This is a genomic window from Acidovorax sp. SDU_ACID1 (genome assembly GCF_045291395.1).
GTDB lineage: Bacteria > Pseudomonadota > Gammaproteobacteria > Burkholderiales > Burkholderiaceae_C > MR-S7.
The window spans coordinates 4,437,289-4,464,005 of record NZ_CP152342.1 but is presented as its reverse complement, the minus strand read 5'-3'; the positions used below and the strand labels follow the sequence as shown (position 1 = coordinate 4,464,005).

Annotated in this window: 25 protein-coding genes; 19 read left to right on the top strand and 6 right to left on the bottom strand. The window is 69.3% G+C overall.

The features are described 5' to 3' along the window. Positions 1–40: 40 nt before the first annotated feature. The 10 genes from mnmG to AAG689_RS21850 all read left to right on the top strand — a co-directional run bounded on the left by mnmG (position 41) and on the right by AAG689_RS21850 (position 12,145). Positions 41–1,981, top strand: coding sequence for a tRNA uridine-5-carboxymethylaminomethyl(34) synthesis enzyme MnmG (mnmG, locus tag AAG689_RS21895; protein ID WP_406623758.1), 1,941 nt, complete (start codon positions 41–43; stop codon positions 1,979–1,981). After that, entirely contained in the window at positions 1,978–2,634 is a 657-nt protein-coding gene (gene rsmG / locus AAG689_RS21890; protein ID WP_406623757.1) for a 16S rRNA (guanine(527)-N(7))-methyltransferase RsmG, read from the top strand. The genes mnmG and rsmG overlap by 4 nt, the downstream gene beginning before the upstream one ends. A 39-nt stretch (positions 2,635–2,673) precedes the next feature. Beyond that, entirely contained in the window at positions 2,674–3,288 is a 615-nt protein-coding gene (locus tag AAG689_RS21885) for a LysE family translocator (protein ID WP_406623756.1), read from the top strand. 8 nt (positions 3,289–3,296) lie between these two features. Beyond that, entirely contained in the window at positions 3,297–4,067 is a 771-nt protein-coding gene (locus tag AAG689_RS21880; protein ID WP_406623755.1) for a ParA family protein, read from the top strand. A gap of 184 nt (positions 4,068–4,251) precedes the next feature. Continuing rightward, positions 4,252–6,633 carry a hypothetical protein gene (locus AAG689_RS21875; protein WP_406623754.1) on the top strand — a complete coding sequence of 794 codons (2,382 nt, stop codon included), beginning with the start codon at positions 4,252–4,254 and terminating at the stop codon, positions 6,631–6,633. Next, positions 6,531–8,600: an IPTL-CTERM sorting domain-containing protein gene (locus AAG689_RS21870; protein WP_406623753.1), complete on the top strand. Its 2,070-nt coding sequence runs from the start codon at positions 6,531–6,533 to the stop codon at positions 8,598–8,600. The genes AAG689_RS21875 and AAG689_RS21870 overlap by 103 nt, the downstream gene beginning before the upstream one ends. 169 nt (positions 8,601–8,769) lie before the next feature. Beyond that, positions 8,770–9,312, top strand: coding sequence for an RBBP9/YdeN family alpha/beta hydrolase (locus AAG689_RS21865; protein WP_406623752.1), 543 nt, complete (start codon positions 8,770–8,772; stop codon positions 9,310–9,312). Positions 9,313–9,321: 9 nt separating this feature from the next. Continuing rightward, positions 9,322–10,239 (top strand): ParB/RepB/Spo0J family partition protein, encoded by a 918-nt coding sequence (locus tag AAG689_RS21860; protein ID WP_406623751.1) that lies wholly within the window; start codon positions 9,322–9,324, stop codon positions 10,237–10,239. Between the two features lie 6 nt (positions 10,240–10,245). After that, on the top strand, positions 10,246–11,001 hold the full coding sequence (locus tag AAG689_RS21855; RefSeq protein ID WP_406623750.1) for a class I SAM-dependent methyltransferase: 756 nt from the start codon (positions 10,246–10,248) through the stop codon (positions 10,999–11,001). A 103-nt stretch (positions 11,002–11,104) separates the two neighbouring features. Further along, positions 11,105–12,145: a peptidoglycan-binding protein gene (locus AAG689_RS21850; protein WP_406623749.1), complete on the top strand. Its 1,041-nt coding sequence runs from the start codon at positions 11,105–11,107 to the stop codon at positions 12,143–12,145. Between the two features lie 108 nt (positions 12,146–12,253). Here the strand turns inward: AAG689_RS21850 and AAG689_RS21845 are convergent, their stop codons facing one another. Beyond that, positions 12,254–13,135 (bottom strand): AraC family transcriptional regulator, encoded by an 882-nt coding sequence (locus tag AAG689_RS21845; RefSeq protein ID WP_406623748.1) that lies wholly within the window; start codon positions 13,133–13,135, stop codon positions 12,254–12,256. A gap of 66 nt (positions 13,136–13,201) precedes the next feature. Between AAG689_RS21845 and AAG689_RS21840 the strand changes: the two genes are divergently transcribed. Both AAG689_RS21840 and AAG689_RS21835 read left to right on the top strand, forming a co-directional pair. Continuing rightward, the gene (locus AAG689_RS21840; protein ID WP_406623747.1) at positions 13,202–14,449 is read left to right on the top strand and encodes an MFS transporter; all 1,248 of its coding nucleotides are present in this window, start codon (positions 13,202–13,204) and stop codon (positions 14,447–14,449) included. A gap of 37 nt (positions 14,450–14,486) precedes the next feature. Beyond that, the gene (locus tag AAG689_RS21835; protein WP_406623746.1) at positions 14,487–14,993 is read left to right on the top strand and encodes a BON domain-containing protein; all 507 of its coding nucleotides are present in this window, start codon (positions 14,487–14,489) and stop codon (positions 14,991–14,993) included. Between the two features lie 61 nt (positions 14,994–15,054). On the opposite strand, the gene AAG689_RS21830 is transcribed toward AAG689_RS21835, so the two are convergent. Both AAG689_RS21830 and AAG689_RS21825 read right to left on the bottom strand, forming a co-directional pair. Beyond that, positions 15,055–16,467: an FAD-binding oxidoreductase gene (locus AAG689_RS21830; RefSeq protein WP_406623745.1), complete on the bottom strand. Its 1,413-nt coding sequence runs from the start codon at positions 16,465–16,467 to the stop codon at positions 15,055–15,057. Positions 16,468–16,574: 107 nt separating this feature from the next. Further along, complete coding sequence (locus tag AAG689_RS21825) at positions 16,575–16,928, bottom strand: EF-hand domain-containing protein (RefSeq protein WP_024001454.1); 354 nt, start codon at positions 16,926–16,928, stop codon at positions 16,575–16,577. 167 nt (positions 16,929–17,095) lie between these two features. On the opposite strand from AAG689_RS21825, the gene AAG689_RS21820 reads away from it, so the two are divergent. Continuing rightward, a complete protein-coding gene (locus tag AAG689_RS21820; RefSeq protein WP_020228625.1) occupies positions 17,096–17,665 on the top strand; it encodes a cob(I)yrinic acid a,c-diamide adenosyltransferase in 570 nt (189 codons plus the stop codon). 36 nt (positions 17,666–17,701) lie between these two features. Here AAG689_RS21820 and AAG689_RS21815 read toward each other — a convergent pair whose 3' ends face one another. Further along, on the bottom strand, positions 17,702–18,631 hold the full coding sequence (locus AAG689_RS21815; RefSeq protein WP_406623744.1) for a LysR family transcriptional regulator: 930 nt from the start codon (positions 18,629–18,631) through the stop codon (positions 17,702–17,704). A gap of 94 nt (positions 18,632–18,725) precedes the next feature. Here AAG689_RS21815 and AAG689_RS21810 point away from each other — a divergent pair, with 94 nt between their 5' ends. The 5 genes from AAG689_RS21810 to AAG689_RS21790 are packed head-to-tail and all read left to right on the top strand — an operon-like array spanning position 18,726 to position 23,133. Beyond that, positions 18,726–19,706 carry a Bug family tripartite tricarboxylate transporter substrate binding protein gene (locus AAG689_RS21810; RefSeq protein ID WP_406623743.1) on the top strand — a complete coding sequence of 327 codons (981 nt, stop codon included), beginning with the start codon at positions 18,726–18,728 and terminating at the stop codon, positions 19,704–19,706. A gap of 8 nt (positions 19,707–19,714) precedes the next feature. Next, positions 19,715–20,176, top strand: coding sequence for a MaoC family dehydratase (locus AAG689_RS21805; RefSeq protein ID WP_406623742.1), 462 nt, complete (start codon positions 19,715–19,717; stop codon positions 20,174–20,176). After that, on the top strand, positions 20,173–20,958 hold the full coding sequence (locus tag AAG689_RS21800; protein WP_406623741.1) for a crotonase/enoyl-CoA hydratase family protein: 786 nt from the start codon (positions 20,173–20,175) through the stop codon (positions 20,956–20,958). The genes AAG689_RS21805 and AAG689_RS21800 overlap by 4 nt, the downstream gene beginning before the upstream one ends. After that, entirely contained in the window at positions 20,958–21,926 is a 969-nt protein-coding gene (locus AAG689_RS21795; protein WP_406623740.1) for a Bug family tripartite tricarboxylate transporter substrate binding protein, read from the top strand. The genes AAG689_RS21800 and AAG689_RS21795 overlap by 1 nt, the downstream gene beginning before the upstream one ends. Then, entirely contained in the window at positions 21,904–23,133 is a 1,230-nt protein-coding gene (locus AAG689_RS21790) for a CaiB/BaiF CoA transferase family protein (RefSeq protein ID WP_406623739.1), read from the top strand. The genes AAG689_RS21795 and AAG689_RS21790 overlap by 23 nt, the downstream gene beginning before the upstream one ends. A 264-nt stretch (positions 23,134–23,397) precedes the next feature. Here AAG689_RS21790 and AAG689_RS21785 read toward each other — a convergent pair whose 3' ends face one another. Continuing rightward, on the bottom strand, positions 23,398–23,820 hold the full coding sequence (locus AAG689_RS21785) for a hotdog fold thioesterase (RefSeq protein WP_020228618.1): 423 nt from the start codon (positions 23,818–23,820) through the stop codon (positions 23,398–23,400). A 209-nt stretch (positions 23,821–24,029) separates the two neighbouring features. Here AAG689_RS21785 and AAG689_RS21780 point away from each other — a divergent pair, with 209 nt between their 5' ends. Further along, positions 24,030–25,178: an ABC transporter substrate-binding protein gene (locus AAG689_RS21780; RefSeq protein WP_406623738.1), complete on the top strand. Its 1,149-nt coding sequence runs from the start codon at positions 24,030–24,032 to the stop codon at positions 25,176–25,178. Positions 25,179–25,193: 15 nt separating this feature from the next. Here AAG689_RS21780 and AAG689_RS21775 read toward each other — a convergent pair whose 3' ends face one another. Next, a complete protein-coding gene (locus AAG689_RS21775; protein WP_406623737.1) occupies positions 25,194–26,714 on the bottom strand; it encodes an acetyl-CoA hydrolase/transferase family protein in 1,521 nt (506 codons plus the stop codon). Between the last annotated feature and the right edge of the window lie 3 nt (positions 26,715–26,717).

The window sequence follows — 26,717 nt, the reverse complement described above, 5'->3', positions numbered from 1 at the left end:
TGGGAAAATCGCGGGTTTCCCCGCACCAGCCCACTCCGCCATGCTGTATCCCCAGGAATTTGATGTCATCGTTGTCGGCGGCGGCCACGCCGGCACCGAGGCCGCGCTTGCCGCCGCGCGCATGGGTTGCAAGACCCTTCTGCTCACGCACAACATCGAGACGCTGGGCCAGATGAGCTGCAACCCCAGCATCGGCGGTATCGGCAAGGGCCACCTGGTCAAGGAGGTGGATGCGCTGGGTGGCGCCATGGCGCTGGCCACGGACGAGGGCGGCATCCAGTTCCGCACGCTCAACAGCAGCAAGGGTCCGGCCGTGCGCGCCACGCGCGCGCAGGCCGACCGCGTGCTGTACAAGGCCGCCATCCGCCGCATGCTGGAGAACCAGCCCCACCTGTGGCTGTTCCAGCAGGCGGTGGACGATCTGGTGGTGGAGGGCGACCGGGTGGCGGGCGCGGTCACGCAGGTGGGCATCACCTTCCGCAGCCGCACTGTTGTGCTGACGGCCGGCACCTTCCTGGATGGCAAGATCCATGTGGGCCTGAACAACTATTCCGCCGGCCGCGCGGGCGACCCGCCGGCCGTGAGCCTGTCCGCCCGGCTCAAGGAGTTGCAACTGCCCCAGGGCCGCCTGAAGACCGGCACGCCTCCGCGCATCGACGGGCGCAGCATCGATTTCTCCCAGTGCGAGGAGCAGCCGGGCGACCTCGACCCCGTGCCGGTGTTCAGCTTCATGGGCCATGCGGCCATGCACCCGCGCCAGGTGCCGTGCTGGGTCACGCACACCAACGCGCGCACGCACGAGATTATCCGCAGCGGCTTCGACCGCAGCCCCATGTTCACCGGCAAGATCGAGGGGGTGGGGCCGCGCTACTGCCCCAGCGTGGAAGACAAGATCAATCGCTTTGCCGACAAGGAAAGCCACCAGATCTTCCTGGAGCCCGAGGGGCTGACCACGCACGAGTTCTATCCCAACGGCATTTCCACCAGCCTGCCGTTCGACATCCAGTACGACCTGGTGCGCAGCATGCCGGGTCTGGAGAATGCCCACATCCTGCGCCCCGGCTATGCGATCGAGTACGACTACTTCGACCCGCGCTCGCTCAAGAGCAGCTTCGAGACACGGCAGATCCAGGGCCTGTTCTTCGCGGGGCAGATCAATGGCACCACGGGCTACGAAGAGGCTGCCGCCCAGGGCCTGTTCGCCGGGCTGAATGCCGCTCTGCAGTGCCGTGGGGAAGCCGCCTGGCTGCCGCGGCGCGACGAGGCCTACCTGGGTGTGCTGGTGGACGACCTCGTGACCAAGGGCGTCACCGAGCCCTACCGCATGTTCACCAGCCGCGCCGAGTTCCGCCTGCAACTGCGTGAAGACAACGCCGACATGCGCCTGACCGAGGCCGGCCGCCGCATGGGCCTGGTCCCGGATGCGCGCTGGGAGGCCTTCAGCCGCAAGCGCGATGCTGTTTCACGTGAAACGGAACGCCTCAAATCCACCTGGGTCAATCCGCGCATCCTGGACGCGGCGGAATCCGAGCGCGTGCTGGGCAAGGCCATCGAGCACGAATACAACCTGTTCGACTTGCTGCGCCGCCCTGACGTGGGGTATGGCGTGTTGATGTCGCTGGACGGCGGCAAGTACGCCAGCGAGGATGTTTCACGTGAAACGCTGGGTGACCTGAGCGCCCCGGTGATCGAGCAGGTGGAAATCGCCGCCAAGTACGCAGGCTACATCGATCGGCAGAAGGACGAGGTGCAGCGCGCCGCGCACTTCGAGAAACTGCGCCTGCCCGAAGACCTGGATTACATGCAGGTGGCGGCCCTGTCCATCGAGGTGCGGCAGAAGCTGCAGAAGCACCGTCCCGAAACGCTGGGCCAGGCATCGCGCATTTCGGGCGTCACGCCGGCCGCTATCTCTCTGCTGCTGGTGCACCTGAAGAAGGGCGGCTTCAAGGGCTTCGCGGCGCCTGCGGAAGCTGCCGCATGACGGCGGTCGACGAACTGCGCCAGGGCGTGCATGCGCTTGGGCTGCATCTGGCCGATGGGCAAATCAACCGCCTGCTCGACTTCCTGGCGCTGCTGCAGAAGTGGAACAAGGTCTACAACCTCACGGCCGTGCGCAACCCACAGGACATGCTGACCCACCACCTGCTCGACAGCCTGGCTGCCGTGGCGCCCCTGCGCCGCCATGTGCGCGGGCAGGGCGGGGCGGCACGGCTGCTGGACGTGGGCTCCGGCGGCGGCCTGCCCGGCGTGGTGTTCGCCATCTGCTGCCCGGAGATCGACGTGAGTTGCGTGGACACCGTGGCAAAGAAGGCCGCCTTCATCCAGCAGGCGGCGGCCGCGCTCCAGCTGCCCAACCTGCACGGCATCCACGCACGCGTGGAGACGCTGGCAGGCCCGTTCGATGTGGTGAGCTGCCGGGCCTTCGCCTCCCTGGCGGACTTCACGATCTGGTCGCGCGAGGCGCTCGCGCCCACGGGTGTATGGCTGGCCATGAAGGGCAGGCGTCCTCAGGATGAAATCGACGCGCTTCCAGCCGGGGTGCAGGTGTTTCACGTGGAACCGCTCGCCGTGCCGGGCCTGCAGGCACAGCGGTGCATCGTCTGGATGCGGCCCGCGCCGGGGGCTGTGGCGTAAACTTGACAACCCCCTACACCGCTCGCAGCAGGTCCTCCTATGTTCGGCATCGCTGACTATGGCGCCTTCGTCGCCGCCATCATCCTGTTCCTTGCCATTCCCGGGCCGGGCAACCTGGCCCTCATCACCTCCACCGGCAAGGGCGGCGTGCGCGCGGGCCTGGCGGCGGCGTTCGGAGTGATCGCCGGCGACCAGGTGCTCATGTGGGCGGCCGTGGCCGGCGTGGCGGCGCTGCTGGCCGCCTACCCGGCGGCCTTCCATGCGGTGCAGTGGCTGGGCGCTGCCTACCTGGCGTGGCTGGGCTTCAAGATGCTCACCGCCAAGCCGGGCGACGCGCCCGTGCTGCGCATCGAACCGCGCCATTATTTCAAGCAGGGCGCCATCATCACGCTGCTCAACCCCAAGGCCATCGTGTTTTACATGGCGTTCTTTCCGCTGTTCGTGGACCCTGCCCGGCACCAAGGCATGGCCACTTTCGGCGTCATGGCCGCCACCATCGCCGCGCTCACCTTTCTCTACAGCCTGATCGTGGTGCTGCTCACGCACCACCTGGCCGAGCGCATGCGCGCCAACCCGGCCATCGCGCGCGCGCTCGAACGGCTGGCGGGCGTGTTCCTCATCGGTTTCGGCGTCAAGCTCGCCATCTCTAGATAACCCATCGCATGGCCAAGATTTTCTGCATCGCCAACCAGAAGGGCGGCGTCGGCAAGACCACCACCTCCGTCAACCTGGCCGCCGGCCTGGCCAAGATCGGCCAGCGTGTCCTGCTCGTCGACCTGGACCCGCAGGGCAATGCCACGATGGGTTCGGGCGTGGACAAGCGGGCGCTGCAGCTGTCGGTGTACGACGTGCTGCTGGAATCCGCCTCGGTGCAGGAGGCGGCCGTGCTGTCCGAGGCCTGCGGCTACCACGTGCTGGGCGCCAACCGCGAACTGGCCGGCGCCGAGGTCGAACTGGTCGAGCTGGAGCGCCGCGAAAAGCGCCTGAAGGCGGCCCTGGCCGAGGTGGACGCGGCCTACGACTTCGTGCTCATCGACTGCCCTCCCAGCCTGTCCATGCTCACGCTCAACGGCCTGTGCAGCGCCCATGGCGTCATCGTGCCCATGCAGTGCGAATACTTCGCGCTGGAGGGGCTCACGGATCTCGTCAACACCATCAAGCAGGTGCATGCCAACCTGAACCCCGACCTGCAGATCATCGGCCTGCTGCGCGTCATGTTCGACCCGCGTATCACCCTGCAAAGCCAGGTGAGCGAGCAGCTCAAGGACCATTTCGGGGACAAGGTGTTCGACACGGTGATCCCCCGCAACGTGCGCCTGGCGGAGGCACCCAGCTATGGCCTGCCTGGCGTGGTGTTCGACGCTTCGGCCAAGGGCAGCCAGGCGTTCGTGGAATTCGCGCGCGAGATGGTGGGGCGTATCAAGCGCATGTAAGCGGGTTCCGCCGGATTGCAAACAATTGCGATTTGTGTGGATTCGTGAGCGATAGAAGATGGCAATGCTGGGGTTGCCCTGATTAGACTCGGGCAGACGCAATCTGCGGTTACCGTGATTGCACTTTTTCGCAGGATTCCCTTGGCGCAACAAGAGATTCCGGCGGTTTTAAGAAAGCCCAGCCATGCCATCCAATCCGCTTTCACGTGCTTCCGCAGCACCGCTGGCGCCGCCTCCAGACGGGCGCCGGCAGTCTTCTCCAGCCAAGATGCGCCCTGCGCGCTTCATGGTCAGCTTGCTGGCAGTGCCCCTGTTGGGCATGGCGGGCGGTGCCTATGCGCTGGACCTTCAGGTGAATCATGAAGTCCGTTATTACGGCAATGCGACAGCCAACCCGAACGACGGACCGGTGGGCGGCACCTATACCTATAGCGCCAGTTCCGGCGTTAATGATCCCAGCGGCTCGGTGAACAACGCTGTGCTGGTGCAGGACCTACCTGACAACGCCATCTTCCAGGGCATCGTTGCGCCTGCGGGGGTGAATTGCACCGGGCAGCCTGCCGTGGGCCAGCCCATCGGCAGTGCCATCATCAGTTGCACCTTCCCGACCCTTTCGGCGGGTGCGCCGCAGGTCGTGGATTTCAACGTCATCCTGCCGGCCGAGAGCACCTCCAACGTCGCCAGCGTGTCCCTCACGGCGGCTGGCAACACGGATGGAAACAACAGCAACCACGACAACATCACGCGCAACGTCACTACCTACGAGCGAGCCGACTTGGCCGTGGACATCACGGGTCCGGCGGACGGCAGCACGCAGCAGCAGGGCACGGTGGTCAACTGGACGCTTCAGGTGAGCAATACCAACTCGCCTTACGCCTATCCCCTGAAAGCGGGCGAAAAAGCTGTAGTGCGCTTCCCCCTGCCTGCGGGTACCGCGTGGCAGGGTTCTCCTTCGTCCCCTGGCAACGCCTGGACGTGCGTGCAGAGCATGGACAACAGCGCCACCCCGCCCGTGTCCGTGCAAACCTGCGAATACACAGCACCTGCAGGCGGCCTCGCCAAGGGCGCCAATTTGCCGTTGCTGACGGTCCCCGTCACGGTGACGGCCGACACTGGCAACACCAATGCCCTGGTCTCGGTCGCGGGCCAGACGTCGGCGGGCGCTCCCTTCATCGACGCCTATCCCGACAACAACAACGATGCATCCAGCATCGTTTTCGCACCCAATAGCCAGTTGGACATGGTGCTGAACAAGTCGGTGGCCCCCACCACGCTGGACGCAGCGGGTGCCGCGACCCAGAGCGTGGTCTATACCCTGCGGGCCACCCGCAACTCCGGCGGGATGGCGCCCTCGGGGAACATCGCGATCACCGACACCTTGCCGGCGGGCGTGACATTCACGAGCGTCACCTCCGCATCCGCTGCTGCGGGCTGGTCCTGCAACGGCAATATCAGCTGCACGTTCACTGGGGCTGTGAATGGCGATGGCAGCCTGCCCGACCTGGTTTTCAACGCGGACGTCGATGTGGGCGGCGTGACTGTCAATCCCGGCACAGGCACGGCGGTCATTGCCAACACGGCCACGCTGTCGGTGCAGAACGAACCAGTGGCAAGCACCGGCAACAATACCTCCACTGCCAATCTGACCGTCAGCAACCGCCCCAGCCTGGCGATCAACAAAGCCGCCCGCGCCGCCGCTACCGGCGACACAGGGGTGGGTGCCATCGCCGACGGCACGGAGTTCTACTGGCGCGTCGGCGTGACCAACAACGGGGCGGTGGATGTTCTGCCCACCCAGACAATCACCGTCATCGACGAACTGGATGCCAAGCTCGAATATGTGCCGAGCACGGATGAGGCACCGTGGGCGTGTACGGTCAGTCCGGCCGCTTGGCCGGGCGATTACGTGGCCCGGCAGACGGTGACTTGCACACTCGACGCGGGCATCTCCCGCACGTCGCCCAACAATGTCAGCAACCTGAATATCCGTGTTCGTGCGCACATCCCTACAGGCCAGCAATTCGCCACCATCGCCAACCAGGCATCGGTGTCCTGCCCTGCCGGCCGCAACTGCGTCACGCCGAGCGCGCTGACGAACAACGCCACCGTCAGCCTGTCCGAGAAGAAGGCAGACCTGTCCATCCTGAAGGATGCGGCCATCACCCCCGACTCCGTCCCCGCTCTTCTTCCCGCCGGCTCCACGAACGCCTCCGGCTCTGAGGTGGTCTATACGCTGCGCTTCAAGAACGCGCTGCCTGCGGGGCAGAACGCGGTGGACTTCCAGACTGCCCAGACCGTGACCGTCACGGATGACGTGATCAACCTCCTGAACCGGAACGTGAGCGCGGTTGCCGATCCGGTGACGGGCGCGCCTCGGTACGTCAACAACCGCTTCGTGATCGCCGAGCCGGACACAACGAATTTCCCCCCGGCAATCCGTCCGCGGTGCCCCCGATCCCGCCCATGGCGACAACCGGATGCGCCTACGCCGACCAAGGCAGCGGCAGCACGACGCGCGTCACCTGCACGTTCAGCAACGTGCCGGTCAGTGACACGGAATACGTGATCACGATCCGCGCGCGCCAATTCGTGAACCCCCAGGCCAACGGCACCCAGTCGAACACGATCGACAACACGGCCAGCATCACCTCGACCGACACGGCGGAATACACGGGGACCGGCGCGCTGCCCAACAGCGACGACGCGCAGGTCACTCTCACGCCGCTGACCAACCTGATCGCCGGCAAGACCGCCGCACCCGTTGCCGCGCTGGCAGGCCAGCCCGTCACGTACAACCTGACCGCTGACAACCGGGGCCCCTCGCAGGCCACGAACGTCACCGTGGTGGATACGCTGCCCCTGGGCATGATCTGGGTGACCGCGCCTTCCAGCGGCCCCACCTGCTCGCTGAGCGGCGGCGCAACCATTGCTGCAGGCCTGGAGGTGACTGCCGCTAACCGGAACATGACCTGTGTCTGGCCGGGTGCGACCAACCGGGGCACCATCCGTTCCCTCACCTACACCCTGCGCTCGGCTACCACCGGCTACCCGCCATCGGTGCGCAACGATGCGGTGATCTCCACCATCACGCAAGAAACCACGCTGGCTGACAACCTGACCGACCAGACCGTTACCCTGAGCGAGCCCCAACTGGATGTGCTCATCACCATGCAGCACACCGCTGACCGCCTGCCCATCAACCAGGGCGCAGCCAGCCGGACCCAGTACACCATCCGGGTGCAAAACAGCGGCAATTCCACCTCCTACGCCACCAACGTGGTGATGGAAGACCTGTTCCCCGCGCCCGGGTCGACGGCGGCCTTCGTGCTCAACGGCGCCACGGTCACCGGTGTGCGTGCGCTCGCGCCCAATGGCAACCCTGTGAGTCCCAACCGGTTCGACGCCAGCAACTGCGCATTCAGCGCCAGCGGGCTGCGCTGCGACTTCCCCTGGCTGGCGCCGGGCGAATCGGCCGAAATCACGTTCGAGATGGACGCCACCGCCATCAACAACAACGGCCTTCCCTACGGCACGATCCGCCACGAGGCCAGCGTGCGCGCCGACGGCGAGCGCCTGCCCAGCGGCGACGTGACGGCCAACAACACGGTTTCGGACCGCACCTCTGCCTATGACGCGGGGGCGATCGATCCCAACGACCTGCGTCTGGTGGACCTGTCCATTACCAAGACCACGCCCAACCTCGCCCCGGGTGCCAGCGTGCGCGTTGGGGACACCATCGCCTACCGGCTGACCGTGCGCAACGAGGAAACCGCCACGCCGCCGAACCATCTGGTGAACGGCAACGCCATGGTGCGCGATGTGCTGCCCGCAGGGCTGGAACTGGCGGGGCCTGTCGCTGGCTGCAGCTACGCGGCGCCCACACGGACGCTGGAATGTGGTCCCATCGTCAACCTGAACCAGGGCGCTACGCAAACCTATAACTTCAACGTGACCGTGGCGGCTACCAATGCGCCCAGCCTGCGCAACGTGGCGACCGTCACCAGCCCTGGTGACCCCGTGGACCCGAACAACGAAGACGACATCGAAGTACCGGTGGAGAACATCGACGTGGGCTTGGTTAAGTCGGTGGACCGCACCCGTGCCAGCGTCGGCAATACGCTGACCTACACCCTGGCGGTGACCAACAATGGCTCCACGTCCAACAGCGCCGCTGTGATCACCGACACGCTTCCCGCCGGAGTGACCTTCGCGGCCTCGGCCAGCGGCTGCACGGGCGCCGGCGCCACGGTGACCTGCAACGTGGGCGCGTTGGCTGTGGGTCAGACGAGAAACTTCACCTTCACTGCTACGGTGGATGCGGGCGTCGTTCCTGGGACGCGGTTGGTGAACACGGCCCGCGTCACCACGCCCGGCGACAGGGATCCGACCAACGACGAGGACGATGCCGAAACCGAAGTGACTGTTCCCCAGCCGATCCCCACCCTCTCCGAATGGGGGCTGATCGCCTTGTCTATGCTCCTGGCCGCCTTCGCCCTGCGCCGCATGCCGCTGCAACCCGGCCGCCGCATGTAAGCGCCGCAACGCGCTGACCGGCAAGCATCGCCGCCGCCGCCGCGCCCGCCAGGGCGTTGCGGCGGCGATGTGCTTTGTGCATTGGGGCAAAATACCGGCTGCTCCTTACCCGTGAAATCAGTCCCTGGCGCTCGCCCGTAAAGCGCAAGTAGCTCCTGAAACCATAGCGATGAACTCCTCTACCGTATTGCTCCTGCCCGGCTGGCAGAACTCCGGCCCCGGCCATTGGCAGACCGAGTGGGAGCGCGCGCACGGCGACCAGCGCGTGCAGCAGCACGAGTGGATGCGCCCGCTGCGCGGCGACTGGTCCGCGCGGCTGGAGGAGGTGGTGGCCGATGCGGCCGGCCCCGTGGTGCTGGCGGCACACAGCCTGGGCTGCATCCTCACCGCCTGGTGGGCGGCGCACACGCGCCATGCGCACAAGGTGCGCGGCGCGCTGCTGGTGGCGCCGGGCGACGTGGAGCGGCCCGATCTGGCCGCGCAGATTCCCGGCTGGGCGCCCATCGCGCGGCAGTCGCTGCCGTTCCCGGCCGTGCTGGTGGGCAGCCGCAACGACCCGTACTGCAGCTTCGAGCGCGCCCAGGCCATGGCGGCGGACTGGGGCGCGCGCTGCATCGACTATGGCGAGCGCGGGCACATCAATGCCGAATCGGGGCTGGGCACTTGGCCCGAGGGGCGGGCAATGCTCCAATCCCTGGCAGACAAGGACTGAAAGACACACATGGTCACCAAGAAACCCAAGGGCCTCGGCCGCGGCCTCGAAGCGCTGCTCGGCCCCAAGGTCGCCGAGACGACGCAGCACGCCCAGGCCGCCGAGGCGGGCCTACCCAGCACGCTGGCGCTGGACCAGATGGTGCCGGGCGTCTACCAGCCGCGCACGCGCATGGACGAGGGCGCGCTGTACGAACTGGCCGAGAGCATCAAGGCCCAGGGGATCATGCAGCCCATCCTGGTGCGGCGCCTCGCCGGCGGCGAGCACGCGGGCAAGTACGAGATCATCGCGGGCGAGCGGCGTTTCCGCGCCTCGCGCCTGGCCGGGCTGGCCGAGGTGCCGGTGCTGGTGCGCGAGGTGCCCGACGAGGCCGCCGCTGCGATGGCGCTGATCGAGAACATCCAGCGCGAGGACCTCAACCCGCTGGAGGAGGCGCAGGGCCTGCAGCGGCTGGTCAAGGAATTCGGCCTCACGCACGAGCAGGCGGCGCAGGCCGTGGGGCGCTCGCGCAGCGCGGCGAGCAACCTGCTGCGCCTCTTGAACCTGGCCGAGCCGGTGCAGACCATGCTGATGGCGGGCGACATCGACATGGGCCATGCGCGCGCGCTGCTGGCGCTGGACCGTGCGACGCAGATCACGGCGGGCAACCAGATCGCGGCCAGGAAGCTCTCGGTGCGCGAGGCCGAGAGCCTGGTCAAGAAGCTGGGCGCGGAGTTCGCCCTCACGCCGCAAAAGCCCAAGAAGGAAAAGTCGCGCGACCTCAAGCGCGTGGAAGAAGAACTCTCCGACCTGCTCATGGCCGAGGTCGAGGTGCGCGTGAAAAAGCGCGTCAAGCGCGGCAGCCGCACCGAGGAGATAGGCGAGCTGGCGATCCAGTTCGGCTCGCTCGACGCGCTCAACGGCCTGATCGACAAACTGCGCGGCTGACCCGCGATGCGCTTCCCCTGGCCGCTGCCCGCCGTGCTGGCATGGGCTGCGGCCTGGCTGGCTTTCGCCGGATTGCGCCAGGCGGCGCCGCCGGCGGTGGCCGTGCTGCTGGCTTGCGGCGTGGGCGTGGCGGGCAGCGTGCTTGCGGCCACGTGGTGGCGCCGGGCGCTGATCGCGCTGGGTTTCCCGCTCTCGCTGCTGCTCACCGGCGCGGCCGCGCTGCCGTCCTGGGCCTGGCTGCTGCCGCTGGCCGTGCTGCTGCTGGTCTATCCCCTCAATGCCTGGCGCGATGCGCCGCTGTTTCCCACGCCGCGCGGCGCGCTGCGCGGCATCGATGCGCTGGCGCCATTGCCGCCGGGCGCGGCGGTGCTCGATGCCGGCTGCGGCCTGGGCGACGGGCTGCTGGCGCTGCGTGCCGCCTATCCCCAGGCGCGGCTGCACGGGCTGGAGTGGAGCTGGCCGCTGGCCCTGATGTGCCGCCTGCGCTGCCCCTGGGCACGGGTGCGGCGCGGCGACATCTGGGCGGCCGACTGGAGCGGTTACCAGCTGGTGTACTTGTTTCAGCGGCCGGAGAGCATGGCCCGCGCCGCGGCAAAGGCACAGGCGGAGATGGTGCCGGGGAGCTGGCTGGTCAGCCTGGCGTTCGAAGTGCCAGGCCTGTGTGCCAGCGCCCAGCTTCCCGCTTTCGCGGGGCAGGGGGTGTGGATGTACCAAATGCGCCCTGGAGGCACTTTGTCACGCGGCAAAGTGGAAACAACATGAAAGAAAACCTTACATCCACGGGCGGATGGCTATCATTTCGCGCCGCTTGAGCCATTCCATGGGCCAGCCCGCCAAACCATTCACTGAGAGAGGAAGCCAACACATGTCCCGCAAAACCCTGCCGCTGATCGCGGCCGCCTGCGCCGTCGTCGCCCTCACGGGGTGCGAAACCACCAACATGAAGATGGGCAGCCAGGACGCCAAGACCGTGGCCACCGGCGCTGCCGCTGGCGGCAGCGCCGCCGGCGAGAGCGGCCAGCTCGAACGCTGCCAGTCGCCGCTGGGCACCGTGTCGCTGGTCGAGAACCAGGACGCCGGCTGGTACACCATCCTGCGCAACGAGTACAAGCTTCCGCCCACGGCCAACCTGCTGCGCCTGCTGATCCAGCAGTCCAACTGCTTCGTGGTGGTCGAGCGCGGCGCGGCCGGCATGCGCGCCATGGACCGCGAGCGCCAGCTCATGGGCTCGGGCGAAATGCGCGGCGGCAGCAACTTCGGCAAGGGCCAGATGGTGGCTTCCGACTACGGCATGTCGCCTGAAATCATTTTCCAGAACGACGACGCGGGCGGCATCGGCGGCGCGCTGGGCGGCCTGATCGGCGGCGGCAAGGGCCGTGCGCTGGCGGCCATCGGCGGCAGCCTCAAGACGCGCGAGGCCAGCGCCATGCTGACCCTGGTGGACAACCGCTCGGGCGTGCAGGTGGCGGCCTCCGAGGGCAGCGCTTCCAAGAGCGACTTCGCGGGCTTCGGCGGCATCTTCGGCGGCTCGGCCGGCGGCGGCCTGGGCGGCTACCAGAACACGGCGCAGGGCAAGGTCATCACGGCCGCGTTCATGGACGCCTACAACCAGATGGTCGTGGCGCTGCGCAGCTACAAGGCGCAGTCGGTCCAGGGCCAGGGCCTCGGCGGCGGCGGCCGCCTGGGCGTGGACGGCGGCACGGCCCCGTCGCAGACCAAGGCGGGCGCGGCCATGTCCGTGCGCGAGGCGCAGGAGCGCCTGAACGCCCTGGGCTACAACGTGGGCACGCCCGACGGTGCCGCCGGCCCCAAGACGGCCCGCGCGCTGCGTGAGTTCCAGCAGCAGCAGGGCCTGCCCGTGACGGGCCGCCTGGATGCGGCCACGTCCGGGGCGCTGTCGCGCTGAGCGGGCGCTGCCCCGATGACCAACGCGGCCTATGGGCCGCGTTTTTCATGGCCAAATCGGGCTTTCGCGCTTATCCAGCAAGCGCGAGCAGCTATCAAATCGGTAGTTTCAGGGTAATCCCAGGAACCGTCCCGGCGCCATTCCCACCGCGCGGCGCACCATGGCGCTGAAGGCACTGGGGCTGTTGTAGCCCAGCTCGGCCGCGATCTGGTTGATGGGCCGGCGGCCCGCGGCCAGGGCCACGGCCTTGGCCAGGATGACCTGCTGGCGCCACTGCGTGAAGGTGCTGGACAGCTCCTGGCGGAACAGGCGCGCCACGGTGCGCGGGCTGGCGCCGGTGTCGTGCGCCCAGTCGGCCAGCGTCTCGTGGCGCGTGGGATCGGCCAGCACGGCCTCGCACAGGTGGCGCAGGCGCTTGTCGCGCGGGAGTTGGACGCCCAGGCTCACGCTGCTGGCGCGGCGCAGCTCGCCCCGGATCAGCGCGCTCAGGTGGCGCTCGCGGCGCAATGCCTCGGGGGGCAGGGGCGGGGCGTCGTCGGGCGTGGCGGGCATCTCGCGCACCAGGGCGCGCAGCAGGTCGGAGACTTCGAGCACGCGGCACTGGCGCCACGGGTCCTGCTGCGCGCGCGGCACGCCGGGGCCGGCGCTGCCGGGCGGCTGGTGGAAGTAGAGGGTGCGCAGGTCGGCGTCTTCCACCATGGTCACGGCATGCTCCACGCCGGGCGGGATCCACAGCGCGCGCGAGGGTGGCACGATGTAGGCGCCGTGCGGCACCGTCAGGCGCAGCACGCCGGTGGTGGAGATGGCCACTTGCGCCCAGGGGTGGCTGTGCGGGCGCACCTGCGTGTCGGCGGTCAGCTCACGGTGCTTGGCGCGCACCGGACGCTCGCGGCTGGGCACGAACAGGTGGGGCGTGAGCGACTCCACGTAGGAGAGCGTGCGCGCAAGGCGCACGGGGGCGGCAGGGGCGGCGGCGGGCGTGCTTGGCATGGTTGCGACAGTAATTGGCTGCCTATCGTATATCGGCCGCGCGCGCCTTGCCTAAGATCACGCCCCATGGACCACACCTCCCCATCGCTGCGCCAGGACGCGCGCACCATCGGCCTGATCGGGCTGGCCCACGGCTCGTCGCACTTCTTCCACATGCTGCTGCCGCCGCTGTTCCCATTCCTGATCGCGGAGTTCGGCTTCAGCTATTCGGAACTGGGGCTGCTGGTGTCGGTGTTCTTCGTGGTTTCGGGCGTGGGGCAGGCGTTGGCGGGCTTCCTGGTGGACCGCGTGGGCGCGCGGCCGGTGCTGTTCTGCGCGCTGTCGTGCTTCGCGCTGGCGGGGCTGACGGCGGGCTCGTCGAGCGGCTACGCGGGGCTGCTCGTGGCCTCGGTGCTGGCGGGGCTGGGCAATGCGCCGTTCCACCCGGTGGACTTCACCATCCTCAACAAGCGCGTGTCGCCCCAGCGCCTGGGCCACGGCTTCTCGGTGCACGGCATCTCGGGCAACCTGGGCTGGGCCACGGCGCCGGTGTTCATGGCCGGCATCGCCACGGCCACGGGATCGTGGCGCATGGCCTGCCTGTGCGGCGGCGCGCTGGCGCTGGTGGTGCTGGCCGTCATGGTCTGGAACCGCGATGCGCTGGACGACCGGCAGGGCTCGTGGGGCGGGCAGTCCGCCAAGGGCGCGGCGGCGGCCGTGCCGCAGGAGCATCCGCTCGCCTTCCTCAAGCTGCCGGCCGTGTGGCTGTGTTTCTCGTTCTTCTTCTGGAGCACCAGCTCGCTCAGCGCCATCCAGAGCTTCGCCAGCCCGGCGCTGCAGCGGCTCTACGGCATGCCGCTGTCCGTCACGGCCATGGTGGTCACGGGCTACATGCTGTGCGGCGCCGTGGGCATGGTGATCGGTGGCTTCCTGGTGGCGCGCGTGGCGCGGCTGGAGAAGACCATCAGCGCCTGCCTGCTGGCATCGGCCGCGCTGCTGGCGCTGGTGGGCCTTGGCGTGCTGCCGGGCCCGGCGGCGCTGGTGGTGGCGGCGCTGGCGGGCATGGGCATCGGCATCGCCGGCCCGTCGCGCGACATGCTCATCAAGCGCGCCGCGCCGCCGGGCGCCACGGGTCGGGTGTACGGCACGGTGTATTCGGGGCTGGACCTGGGCTTCAGCCTGGCCGCGCCGGTGTTCGGCGCCATGCTGGACCGGGGCATGGTCAGCGGCATCTTCTATGGATCGGCGATGGCGCTGGTGCTGGGCGTGGTGTCGGCCGGCTTCGTGGGTGCGGGCGTGGCGGCGCGTTCGCGCCCGGCGGCCGTGGCGGCGTGAAGCCACGCGCTTCTGAAAGGATCGCTGGAGGCGCTTGATGGGCGGGCGTACAAAGCGATTCTCATGCTCTATCGCGCTGCTGCTGGCCTGCGCAGCGGCGCAGGCACAGCCGCGCACCAACGCCTTCGATGACCCGTTCGTTCAGGCCACGTCCGCCATGGCGGGCTGCCCCGTGCCCGAGGGACCGCTCTACACCGCCGAGGAGGTGCGCGCGCTGGCGCACATCCGCGCGCAGCACGGCGGCAGCTGCTACCGCTCCGGCCGCTGCCGGCTGCCCAACTCGTACCAGTACGACGCCGAGATCGTTCCGCGCGTGCGCCAGTTCATCCGCGAGGACGGGCGCTTCGGCGAGACCAGCGTGTGGGTGCTGGGACAGCGGCGCATCGTCACGCTGATGGGCTGCGTGCGCTCCGTGGAGCAGGGCCGCGCGCTGGAGCAGGCGGTGGGGCTGGTGGACGACGTGATGGGCGTGGTCAACCTGCTGCACGTGCCGGGCGATGCGGCGGCGCCGGTGAGTTACCCGCTGGCGCAGCCCGGTAATTGAGGCGAATCGGGCCGTAGCGCGCCTGCATCAAGCGCAGGCAGCTATGAAATGCATAGCGCGATCAGAGCGCGAAGATCTTACCCGGGTTCAGGATGTTCTGCGGGTCCAGCGCGCGCTTGATGGCACGCATCATCTCCACGGCGCCTTCGCCCGCCTCGTCCACGAGGAAGCCCATCTTGTGCACGCCAACGCCGTGTTCGCCCGTGCAGGTGCCGCCCAGGCGCAGCGCGCGCGCCACCAGTTGGTGGTTGAGCCGCTCGGCCGTTTCGCGCTCCTCGGGAACCGCCGGGTCCAGCAGGTAGCCGAAGTGGAAGTTGCCGTCGCCCACGTGGCCGACGAGGAAATAGGGGATGCCGCTGGCGTCGGCCTCGGCCACCGAGTCCAGCAGGCAGTCGGCCAGGCGGCTGATGGGCACGCAGGTGTCGGTGCTGATGGCCTTGCAGCCGGGGCGGCTCTGCACGGCGGCGAAGTAGGCGTTGTGCCGCGCCGTCCACAGGCGGGTGCGCTCCTCGGGTGTGGTGGCCCATTCGAAGGCGTTGCCGCCGAATTCCTGCGCGATGGCCTGCACCGTTTCGGCCTGCTCCTGCACGCCGGCGGGCGAGCCGTGGAATTCCATGAGCAGCAGGGGCTCCTCGCGCAGGGCGAGCTTGCTGTGGGCGTTGACCACGCGCACCGAGTTCACGTCGATCAGCTCCACGCGCGCGATCGGCACGCCCAGCTGGATGGTCTGGATCACGGTGCGCACGGCGGCCTCGATGCTCGGGAACGAGCAGATCGCCGCGCTCACCGCCTCGGGCAGCGGGTACAGGCGCACGGTGACTTCGGTGAACAGGCCCAGCGTGCCCTCGCTGCCCACCATCAGGCGCGTGAGGTCGTAGCCCGCGCTGCTCTTCTTGGCGCGCGTGCCGGTGCGGATCACCTCGCCGCTGGCTGTGACCACCTCCAGTGCCAGCACGTTCTCGCGCATGGTGCCGTAGCGCACGGCATTGGTGCCGCTGGCGCGCGTCGCGGCCATGCCGCCGATGCTGGCGTCCGCGCCGGGGTCGATGGGGAAGAACAGGCCCGTGTGCTTCACCGCCTCGTTGAGCTGCTTGCGCGTGATGCCGGGCTGCACGGTGACGGTGAGGTCGTCGGCGTCGATGGCGAGCACGCGGTTCATGCGGCCCACATCGATGCTGATGCCGCCCTGCACGGCGAGCAGATGCCCCTCCAGCGACGAGCCCGCGCCGTAGGGGATCACCGGCACCGCATGTTGCGCGGCCAGGCGCACGGCGTCCTGCACATCCTGCGTGCTCTCGGCGAAGACCACGGCGGAAGGCGGCGGCGCCTGCAGGGAGCCCTCGTCGCGGCCGTGCTGCTCGCGCACCGCCTGGGTGGTGGAATATTGCGCGCCGAAGCGGGCGGCCAGCGCATCCAGCAGGGCTTGTGGCACGGGGCGTGGCTGCAGGTGGACGGTGTGGGGCGGGGCGTTCATGAGACTCTCCAGGGCGGGATGGGCATTCTAGAGAAGCCGGGGCAAAAAAAGGCCCGCCCGCGATCCACTGGGGACCGGTAGGGCGGGCTGGGTGGGAAAACGGGGGCTTACTTCTTTTGGTAGAGCTTGCTGTTCACGAACTCAGCGTACGAAATCGTGCCATCTTTGTCCGTGTCGTATTGGTCGAAGCCTTCCCTGAGCGAAGACAGCCATTGGGTCTCGTCGCGCGTCAGTTTGCCATCCTTGTCCTTGTCAGCGGTTTCGAAGGCCGGGTGCTTTTTGGTCGAAGTGCTGCTGGTCTTGGCCGCTGCCGGACTGGCCGCCTTCACCGGTGCATTCGGCCGCGTGGTCGTGGGAGCGGTCTGTGCCTGGGCGAGCCCGCCCCCTACGGTGATCGCGGCGAACAGCATCACGCTGCGGGCATCGAAGGAAGAGAGAGGGCGCTGTTTGGCTTGAGGCATCGATCAGGTCTCCGTCGAGAGTGGAACAGGACTTCATTGCACCGCAGCAAGCGGCCCCGGGCCAGCACTTTTGCCCGCTGTTGCCCCTCTCCACAATTGCCCGGCGGATGTAACGCACAATCCCCGCGCGGCTCCCGAATGAGGAGCCATTGAGGAGAAAACACCCCATGGGCAACCGACTGACACAAATCGCCACCCGCACCGGCGACGACGGCACCACCGGCCTGGGCGACAACACGCGCGTGTCCAAGGCCAGCGGCCGGCCCCATGCCATGGGCGACGTGGACGAGCTCAACTCCCACATCGGCTTGCTGCTGTGCGAGCCGCTGCCGCAGGACGTGCGCGAGCTGCTCGTCGACGTGCAGCACCAGCTCTTCAACCTGGGCGGCGAGCTGTCCATCCCCGGTTTCGAACTGCTCAAGGACGACGCGCTGGTGCAGCTCGACCAGGCCCTGGCGCGCTACAACGCGCAGCTGCCGCGCCTGCAGGAATTCATCCTGCCCGCCGGCACGCGCGCCGCGGCGCAGGCCCACGTGTGCCGCACGGTCGCGCGCCGCGCGGAGCGCGCCGTGGTGGCGCTGCAGCAGCAGGAAAGCATGCGGCCCGCGCCGCGCCAATACCTCAACCGCCTGTCGGACCTGCTGTTCGTGCTCGCGCGCGTACTCAACCGCATGGACGGCGGCGACGACGTGTACTGGAAGAGCGAGCGCCTGGCACGGCAGGATGCTACTGAATAGATAGCTGCTGGCGCTTTCTGAGTAAGCGCTGGAGGCTCATTTCTCCACAGGAGATGGCAGGATGCCCTGCCGCAGGGACTGCTGCACCCGCACTCGCACCAGGTGCGACACCTCCAGCGCCGCGGCGGACGCCACGCGGTCGCGGCGGCGGCAGATGGCGATACGGCGCAGCGGCACCGGGCTGCTCAGCCGGCATGTGGCCAGCCCGTCCAGGTTCACCTCCATCAGCGCCGTGAGCGGCATGATGGCCGCGCCCATGCCGGCGCGGACCATGCCCACGGCCGTGTGCAGGCTGGCCACCTCGTGGGCGGGCTTGTCGGGCAGGCCGCTTTCGAGCAGCGCCTCGGCGATCGTGCGGCGGGTGCTGGAGTGGTGCGACATGAGGATGAGCGGCACACGCGCCAGCTTCTTCCAGGTCTGCCGCGCCTTGCCCGCCAGCGGGTGGCCGGCGGGCACCAGCGCCACCAGCTCCTCGGTGAACAGCCCCTCGAACACCAGCTCCCGCGACGCAGGCACCTGGGCGCAGACCGCCAGTTCCACCTGGCCTTGCAGCACCATCTCCAGCAGGTCGGGGTTCTGCGCCTCGTGCAGGCTCACGCTCACGCCGGGGTGCAGCCGCCGCAGGTCGCCCAGCGCCTGCGCCACGTAGCCGCTGGCGAGCGACGGCAGCGCGCCCACCGACGCGTGCCCCTTCTCCAGCCGGCTGATCGCCTGCGCGTCCAGGCACGCCTCCTCGATGGCCATGAGCCCGCTGCGCATCTTGAGCAGCAGCGAATGGCCGGCCTCGGTCAGCACCACCTTGCGCGTGGTGCGGTCGAACAGCCGCACGTCCAGCGCCGCCTCCATCTCGCGGATCAACTGCGAGAACGCCGACTGCGTGACGTGGAGCTTCTGCGCCCCGCGCGAGAACGACAGGGTGTCGGCCACCGCCAGAAAGCCCTCGATCTGCCGCAACGTGACTTTCATTGATTAGATGAACCGAACAATTGATAAAGGAAAAACCATTGTACTAATGAGTGCCACGGCCAATACTGGACGCAAAGACCCCAGGAGACATGCCGTGAAACACCTCAAGAGACGCACCGCGCTGGCGGCGGTGCTGTGCGCCCTGCAGCCCTGGCAGGCCGCGCAGGCGCAGGCCGGCTGGAAGCCCGAGCACCCCATCCGGCTCATCGTGCCGTTCGCGCCGGGCGCGGCCACCGACATCAGCGCGCGCACCATCTCCGACCACCTCGCGGCCACGCTGGGCCAGCCCGTGGTCATCGACAACCAGGGCGCGGCCAGCGGCACGGTGGGCACGGCGGCGGCCGCGCGCGCCGCGCCCGACGGCTATACGTGGGTGCTGGCGCACGACCCGCCGTTCACCATCCTGCCGCACGTGCGCAGGCTCGCCTACGACCCCCTCAAGGACTTCGAGCCCGTGGCGCTGATCGCCACCATCCCCATGGTGCTGGTGGTGCGGCCGGGCCTGCCCGTGAACAGCATCCAGGAGCTGATCGACGCGGCCCGCGCGCGCCCGGGGCAGTTGACCATCGCCTCGTCGGGCACGGGCGCCACGTCGCACCTGGCGGCCGAGCTGTTCAAGTACGAGACCCGCACCGACCTCCTGCACGTGCCCTACAAGGGCCAGGCCCAGGGCGTGACGGACGTGCTGGGCGGGCAGGTGGACATGATCTTCAGCTCCTTCGGGCCGGTGGTGCAGCACATCCGCAGCGGCCGGCTCAAGGCGCTGGGCATCTCGGTGCCCAAGCGCTACGCCAGCCTGCCGGAGGTGCCGACCATCGCCGAATCGGGCGTGCCTGGCTTCGACTTCAGCGTGTGGACCGGCATCGCCGTGCCGGCCGGCACGCCGCAGGCCGCGCGCGGCGCCATCGCCGCCGCCGTGGCCCAGGCGCTGCAGGTGCCCGAGGTGCGCGCGCGCTTCGATGGGCTGGGCTTCGTGCCCGGCGACGGTGATCCGCAGGCGCTGCGCCGCAAGATCGAGGGCGACTACGCGAAGTGGAAGCGGGTCATCCAGGCCGCGCGCATCCAGATCGAGTGAGCGCAGCCATGAAGCACCAGACATTCGCGCAGATCCGCCTGCATGAAACCTTCGTCAGCTACGGCCGCACGGTGACGGAGACGGACATCGTGCAGTTCACCTGTCTCGCGGGCCTGAAGCTGCCCATCTTCATCGACGCGGCGTACTGCCGCGAGCACAGCCCGTTCGGGCAGCGCATCGTGCCCGGCCTGCTGATCCAGGCGTTCGCGGCCGGGATGATGGAAGAGCTGATCGGGCCCTGCACCATCGCCGCGCTGGGCTTCGGCGAGTCGCGCTTCCTGCGGCCCGCGCTCATCGGCGACACCCTGCGCACCCATTCCCGCGTGGCCTCCAAGCGGCTGACCTCCAAGCCGGGGCGCGGCGTGATCGACATCGCCATTCGCGTGGCCAACCAGCGCCAGGAAACCGTCATGGAAGGCTCCTACCGGCTCCTGATGCGCACCGACGACGCCGGGGAGGGCGCCGCATGACCGATACCTTCATTCTTTACGAGCAGGACGGGGGCGTCGTCACGCTGACGATGAACCGCCCCGCTGCGCTCAACGCGCTCACGGGCGCGGCCGAGACGCAGGGCATCGTGGAGGCGTGCGAGCGCATCAACGCCGACGACAGCGTGCGCTGCGCCATCCTGACCGGCGCGGGCAATGCCTTCTGCGCCGGCGGCGACGTCAAGGATCTGAGTGCCAAACAGGGCCTGGGCGAAGGCAGCGCCCACGCCATCCAGAACCGCTACCGCGAGAGCGTGCAGCGCATGGCGCTGGCGCTGTACCGCCTGCAGGTGCCCGTCATCGCGGCCGTCAACGGCCCGGCCTACGGCGCGGGCTGCGATATCGCCACCCTGTGCGACATCCGCATCGCCTCCACCCGGGCGACCTTCGCCGAGAGCTTCGTGAAGCTGGGGCTGGTGGCGGGCGACGGCGGCTCCTGGCTGCTGCCGCGCGCCGTCGGCATGTCCCGCGCGGCGGAGATGACCTTCACCGCCGAGCCCATCGACGCGGCCACCGCGTGCGAGTGGGGCCTGGTCTCGCGCGTGGTCGATCCTGAACGGTTGATGGACGAGAGCCGCGCCCTGGCCCGCCGCATCGCCGCGCACCCCGGCACCGCCCTGCGCATGGCCAAGCGGCTGCTGCGCGAGGGCCAGCGCACGGGCCTGGAAACCCTGCTGGAGATGACGGCGGCCTACCAGGCCATCGCCCACCACACGCCCGAGCACGACGCCGCCATGCAGCGGCTTTTCGAAAGGAAACCATGATGCAGCGACGCACCCTTTTGACCGCCGCGGCCGCCACCGCCGCCTGCGCGGCCGTGCCCCAGGCCCTGGCGCAGAACTGGCCCGAGCGGCCGATCCGCCTCGTCATCCCCTTCGGCGCCGGCGCCGCGAGCGACATGGTGGCGCGCCGCCTGGGCGAGCGCCTGCAGGCCGCGCTGGGCCAGCCCGTGGTGGTCGAGAACAAGGCCGGCGCATCGGGCCAGATCGCGGCCGACCTGGTGGCCAAGGCGCCGCCGGACGGCTACACCCTGTTCCTCACCTCCAACACCACGCACTCGGCCAACCCCTTCCTGTTCAAGAAGCTCGGCTACGACCCGGTGAAGGACTTCACGCCCGTCGCGCGCGTCTGCGCCTTTCCCTTCGTGCTGGTGGTCGAATCGCGCCTGCCCGTGGCCAGCGTGCAGGAGCTGGTCGCCTATGCGCGCAAGGCCGGCAACACCAGCTACGGCTATGGCAACAGCACGGGGCAGGTGGCGGGCGCGGCCTTCGCCCGGCTGATGCGCATGGACTCCGTCGCCGTGCCCTACAAGAGCGTGCCCCAGGTCGTCACGGACTTGCTGGGCAACCAGGTGCAGTTCGCCTTCGTGGACATCGCCAACGCCCTGCCGCACATGCAGGCCGGCCGGCTCAAGGCGCTGGCGGTGTCCAGCGCGGCGCGCAGCGCCTTGCTGCCCCAGTTGCCCACCATCACCGAGGAGACGGGCCTGCAGGGCTTCGACCTCACGGCCTGGGGCGCCGTCTTCGGCCCGGCCGGCATGCCCCGGGCCATCGTGGAGCGCCTGAGCGCCGAACTGGCCCGCATCACCACCGACCCCGACTTCCGCGAGCGGCTGCGCCAGGCGGGCGTCGAGGCGCAGACCAGCACGGCCGGCGAGCTGCGCGCGTTCGTGGACCAGCAGCTCGTCGTCTGGGGAACGAAGGTCAAGGATGCAGGTATCCAGCCCGAATGAGTGCGGCCCGGGGCCGCTGGCGGGCCGCCGCCTGATCGACTTCAGCCAGGGCGTGGCCGGCCCGTCGTGCGCCATGCTGCTGGCCGACCTGGGCGCGGACGTGATCAAGGTCGAGCCGCCCGAGGGCGACTGGGCGCGCGGCGTGGGCCACCAAGTAGCGCCCGGCGAAAGCAGCGCGCACCTGAGCCTCAACCGCAACAAGCGCAGCATCTGCCTGGACCTGAAGCACCCCGAGGGCCGCGCCGTCGCCGCGCGGCTCGCGGCGCGCAGCGACATCGTGGTGCAGAACTTCCGCCCCGGCGTGATGGAAAGGTTCGGCCTGGGCTACGACGCGCTGGCCGCGGCCAACCCGCGGCTCGTCTACGCCAGCATCCACGGCTTCGGCGAAGACGGCCCGCTGGCCGGCGCGCCCGCCACCGACTCGACCATGCAGGCCTTCGGCGGCCTCATGAGCATCAACGGCGATGGCGACGGCCCGCCGCTGCGCATGGGCAACATGGTCTCGGACATGCTGGCCGGCAGCTACCTGTGCCAGGGCGTGCTGGCCGCGCTGCTGGCCCTGGCCGGCACGGGGCGCGGGCAGCGCGTGAACGTCAGCCTGCTCGATGCGCTGGTGGCCTTCCAGGCGCCGCCGGTCACGGAATACGCGCTCACGGGCATCGTCCCGCCGCGCAGCGGCCGCCAGCACCCGATGATCGTGCCCTCGGGCACCTACGAGGTGAAGGATGGCTACGTCACCCTCGTGGCCACCCAGCCGCTGTGGCGCAAGTTCTGCGCCGCGATCGGCCAGGAGGCGCTGGCCGACGACCCGCGCTTCGCCACCGCGCCGGCGCGCCTCGCGCACCGTGCGCAATTGCAGGACGTCATCGTCCCGTTCTTCGCGCAGCGCACCCAGGCCGAGGTGCTGGAACTGTCGCGGCAGTACGACCTGGTGTGCGCGCCCATCAACGACTACGCGGCACTGCTGGCGCACGGGCAGGTGGCCGCCAACGCGCTGGTGGGCCGGTGGGAGCATGCGGTGCTGGGCACTGTGCCGGGCATCCGCAACCCGGTGCGCTACGGCGGCATCGAGGCCCCGTGGCGGCCGCCGCCGATGCGGGGCGAGCACACGCGGCAGATCCTGTCCGCTGAACTGGGCATGGCGGGCCCCGAGATCGACGCGCTGGCGGCCTGCGCCGCCGTCATCGAAGGAAATCGATGCTCCTGAATGCGTAGCTGCTCGCGCTTGCTGGATAAGCGCTGCAGCCCGTTTTGGCTTGAAACTGGCGCAACCCATGCCAGCAGACGCCGCGCAAGGGCCTGAGCCGGCCGCGCCGCCCCGCCGCGCTGGCGTCGTCCCCTTCCCGGCGAAACCGAGAGAAGGGGCTGAGGGCCGCGGCTCCGAGCCTGCCTGCGCAGGCTTGGACGTGCCCGAAGGGCTGCCGTCTCTGGCGGCTGCATGGAGCGGCGCAGCCGCTCAGGGGGATGTTCCCTACCTCGGCGCCAGCATCGCCATGGTGATGCGCGACACGCAGGTCGGCTCGCCCGCGTCGTTCACCATGTCGATCTGCCACACCTGCGTGGTCTTGCCGATGTGCACGGGCCGCGCCGTGCCCGTGACCCAGCCGGTTTTCACCGCGCGCAGGTGGTTGGCATTGATGTCCAGGCCCACGGCCATCCAGCCTTCGGGCGACGCGTGGTAGGCGCCCACCGAGCCCAGCGTCTCGGCCAGCACCACGCTCACGCCGCCGTGCAGCAGGCCGAAGGGCTGGCGCGTGCGCTCGTCCACGGGCACGCGGGCACGCAGGAAATCGTCGCCGACTTCGGTGAACTCGATGCCCAGGTGGCTCACGGCGGTGCGGGCGCCGTTCTGGTTGACCTGGGTCAGGGTGATGGGCTTTTTCCAGAGGGACATGGCAGGGCGGTAGAGGACGGAGGAAGGGCGCTGGCGCGAATGGGGAGGTGCGTGGCGCGAAATGCAACCCTGCTGCGCCCCCGATCGCGCCCAGAATCGCGCGTTTTGCTCGCTTGAGCTTATCCGTTTCCCGTCGGAAGCGCCGGCGCCCAGCGCCGGGCACCGCGAGCGGCCGGGAAGATCGTTGGCCTTCCGTGATTCCAGACACCATGCAACGCCGTCAATTCGTACTCCGTGCCGCCGCCACCGTGGCCGCGCCCGCCTTCGTGCGCCCCGCGCACGCGCAGGACGTGCCGGGCCTGTCGGCCAAGGCCATCGCCATCGGCTGCTCCGCGGCCATGAGCGGCCCGCTGGCGGGCTTCGGCAGCGACATCCAGCAGGGCGCCGGCGCGGCCTTCGCGCACGCCAACGCGCGCGGCGGCGTGCACGGGCGCAGCGTGCAGCTGCAGATGGTGGACGACGCCTACGAGCCCGAGCGCACGCTGGCCAACGTCCAGCAGATCATCGGGCAGGGCAGCGCGTTCGCGCTGCTGTCGTGCGTGGGCACGCCCAACAACACCGCCATCCTGCCGCTCATCGAGGAGGCGGGCCTGCCCCACATCGCCCCGATCACCGGCGCCGCATCGCTGCGCAAGAACGCGCGCAACGTGTTCCACGTGCGCGCGAGCTATACCGACGAGGTGCAGCGCCTCGTGCAGCGCCTGGCGGGCATGGGCCTCAAGGGCATCGGCATCGTGCACCAGGACAACGGCTACGGCCGCGAACTGCTGGAGGTGGCGGCGGCAGTGCTCGCCGCGCTGAACATGAAGCCCGCCGTGCAGGCCGCCGTGGCCACCGACGGCAAGAACCTGCCGCAGGTGCTGCAGGCCGTGGCGGCCGCGCGCCCCTCGGCCGTGCTGCTGGCCACGGCGGGCACGGTGTCGGTGGCGCTGGTGCGCGGCCTCAGGAAGCAGTCGCCCGGCGTGCTCATGGCTGGTTTGAGCGTGACCTTGCCCAGCGCCAGCCTGTCCAGCCTGGGCGAGGACGGCAGCGGCCTGGCGCTCACCATGATCGTGCCCGACCCGCACCGCGCCAAGCTGCAGCTGGTGCGCGACTACCAGGCCGCCATGCGCGCGCAGGGCAAGGGCGATTTCTCCCAGGGCAGCCTGGAGGCCTACGTGAACGCGCGCGTGCTGCTCGAAGGCCTGGAGCGCGCGGGCAAGGACCCCACGCAGGCCCGGCTGCGCGCGGCGCTGTCGTCCATCCGCAACCTGGACCTGGGCGGCTTCACGGTGGACTACAGCGGCCAGATGCCCTACGTGGGCTCGCGCTACATCGACCTGGGCGTGCTCGGCGGCACGGGCCGCTTCATCGGCTGACCGCCGGCGCGGCCCTCAGGGCCGCATGCTGCCGGTGCGCAGGCAGCGATCGTGCCAGGACAGGGCCTCGCCCAGCAGGTGCGGCGTGTGCTGCGCGCCCTGGCGCCGCGCGCGGTCGAAGTAGTCCTGCAGCAGCGGGCGGTAGTCGGGGTGGGCGCAGCGGTCGATGACGACCTGCGCGCGCTGGCGCGGCGAGAGGCCGCGCAGGTCGGCCAGGCCCTGCTCGGTGACGATGATCTGCGTGTCGTGCTCGGTGTGGTCCACGTGCGAGACCATGGGCACGATGCAGCTCACCGTGCCACCCTTGGCCACCGAGGGCGTGACGAAGAACGAGAGGTAGCCGTTGCGCGCGTAGTCGCCCGAGCCGCCGATGCCGTTCATCATCCCCGTGCCCATGATGTGGGTGGAGTTGATGTTGCCGTAGATGTCGGCCTCGATCATCGCGTTCATCGCGATCACGCCCAGGCGGCGCACCAGCTCGGGGTGGTTGCTGATCTCCTGCGGTCGCAGCACGATGCGGTCGCGGTAGAAATCGATGCGGTCGTTGAATTCCTTCTGCGCCTCGCCGCTCAAGGAAATGGCGGTGGCCGAGGCGGCGGTCATCTTGCCGCGCTTGATGAGCTCCAGCATGCCGTCCTGCAGCACCTCGGTAAAGCCCAGCAGGTGGTCGAAGGGGCCGTCCAGCAGCCCGGCCAGCACGGCATTGGCCACGTTGCCCACGCCCGACTGCAGCGGCAGCATGTTCTGCGGAAGGCGGTCCATCTTCACCTCGTGCGCGAGGAAGTCGATGATGTGCGCCGCGATCTGGTTGGACACCGCGTCCGGCGGGGCGAAGGCCGTGTTGCGGTCGCCCTGGCAGGTCTCCACCACGGCGATCACCTTGGCCGGATCGACGTGCAGGTAGGGCTCTCCGATGCGCTCGGTGGCCTGCGTCAGGTGGATGGGCTGGCGGCGCGGCGGGATGGCCGTGCCGTAGTAGATGTCGTGCATGCCCTCCATCGCGAGGGGCGGCAGCGCATTCACCTCCAGGATCACCTGGTCGGCGATCTCCAGCCAGGTCTTGTTGTTGCCCACGGCCGTGGAGGGGATCAGCCGCCCGTCGGGCAGGATGCCCAGCACCTCCACCACCGCCACCTGCATGCGGCCCAGGAAGCCGAACCACGCGTGCTGCGCCACGTGCGAGAGGTGGATGTCCACGTAGTCGATCTCACCCGCGTTGATGCGCTGGCGGCACAGCGGGTCGGACTGGAAGGGCAGGCGCCGGCCCAGGCCGTTCACCTGGGCCAGCACGCCGTCGAGCTCCGGCGCGGTGGAGGCGCCCGTCCACAGGTCGATCTGGAACGGACGGCCCGCCGCGTGCTCGGCCTGGATGCGCGCGGCCAGTGCCTGCGGCACCTGCTTGGGATAGCCCGCGCCGGTGAAGCCGCTCATGCCGACGGTGGCGCCGGCCGGGATCAGCGCGGCGGCCTCGGCCGCGCTCATGATCTTGCGGCGCAGCGCGGGGTTCTGGATGCGGGGGGCGGACGAAGAGGACACACG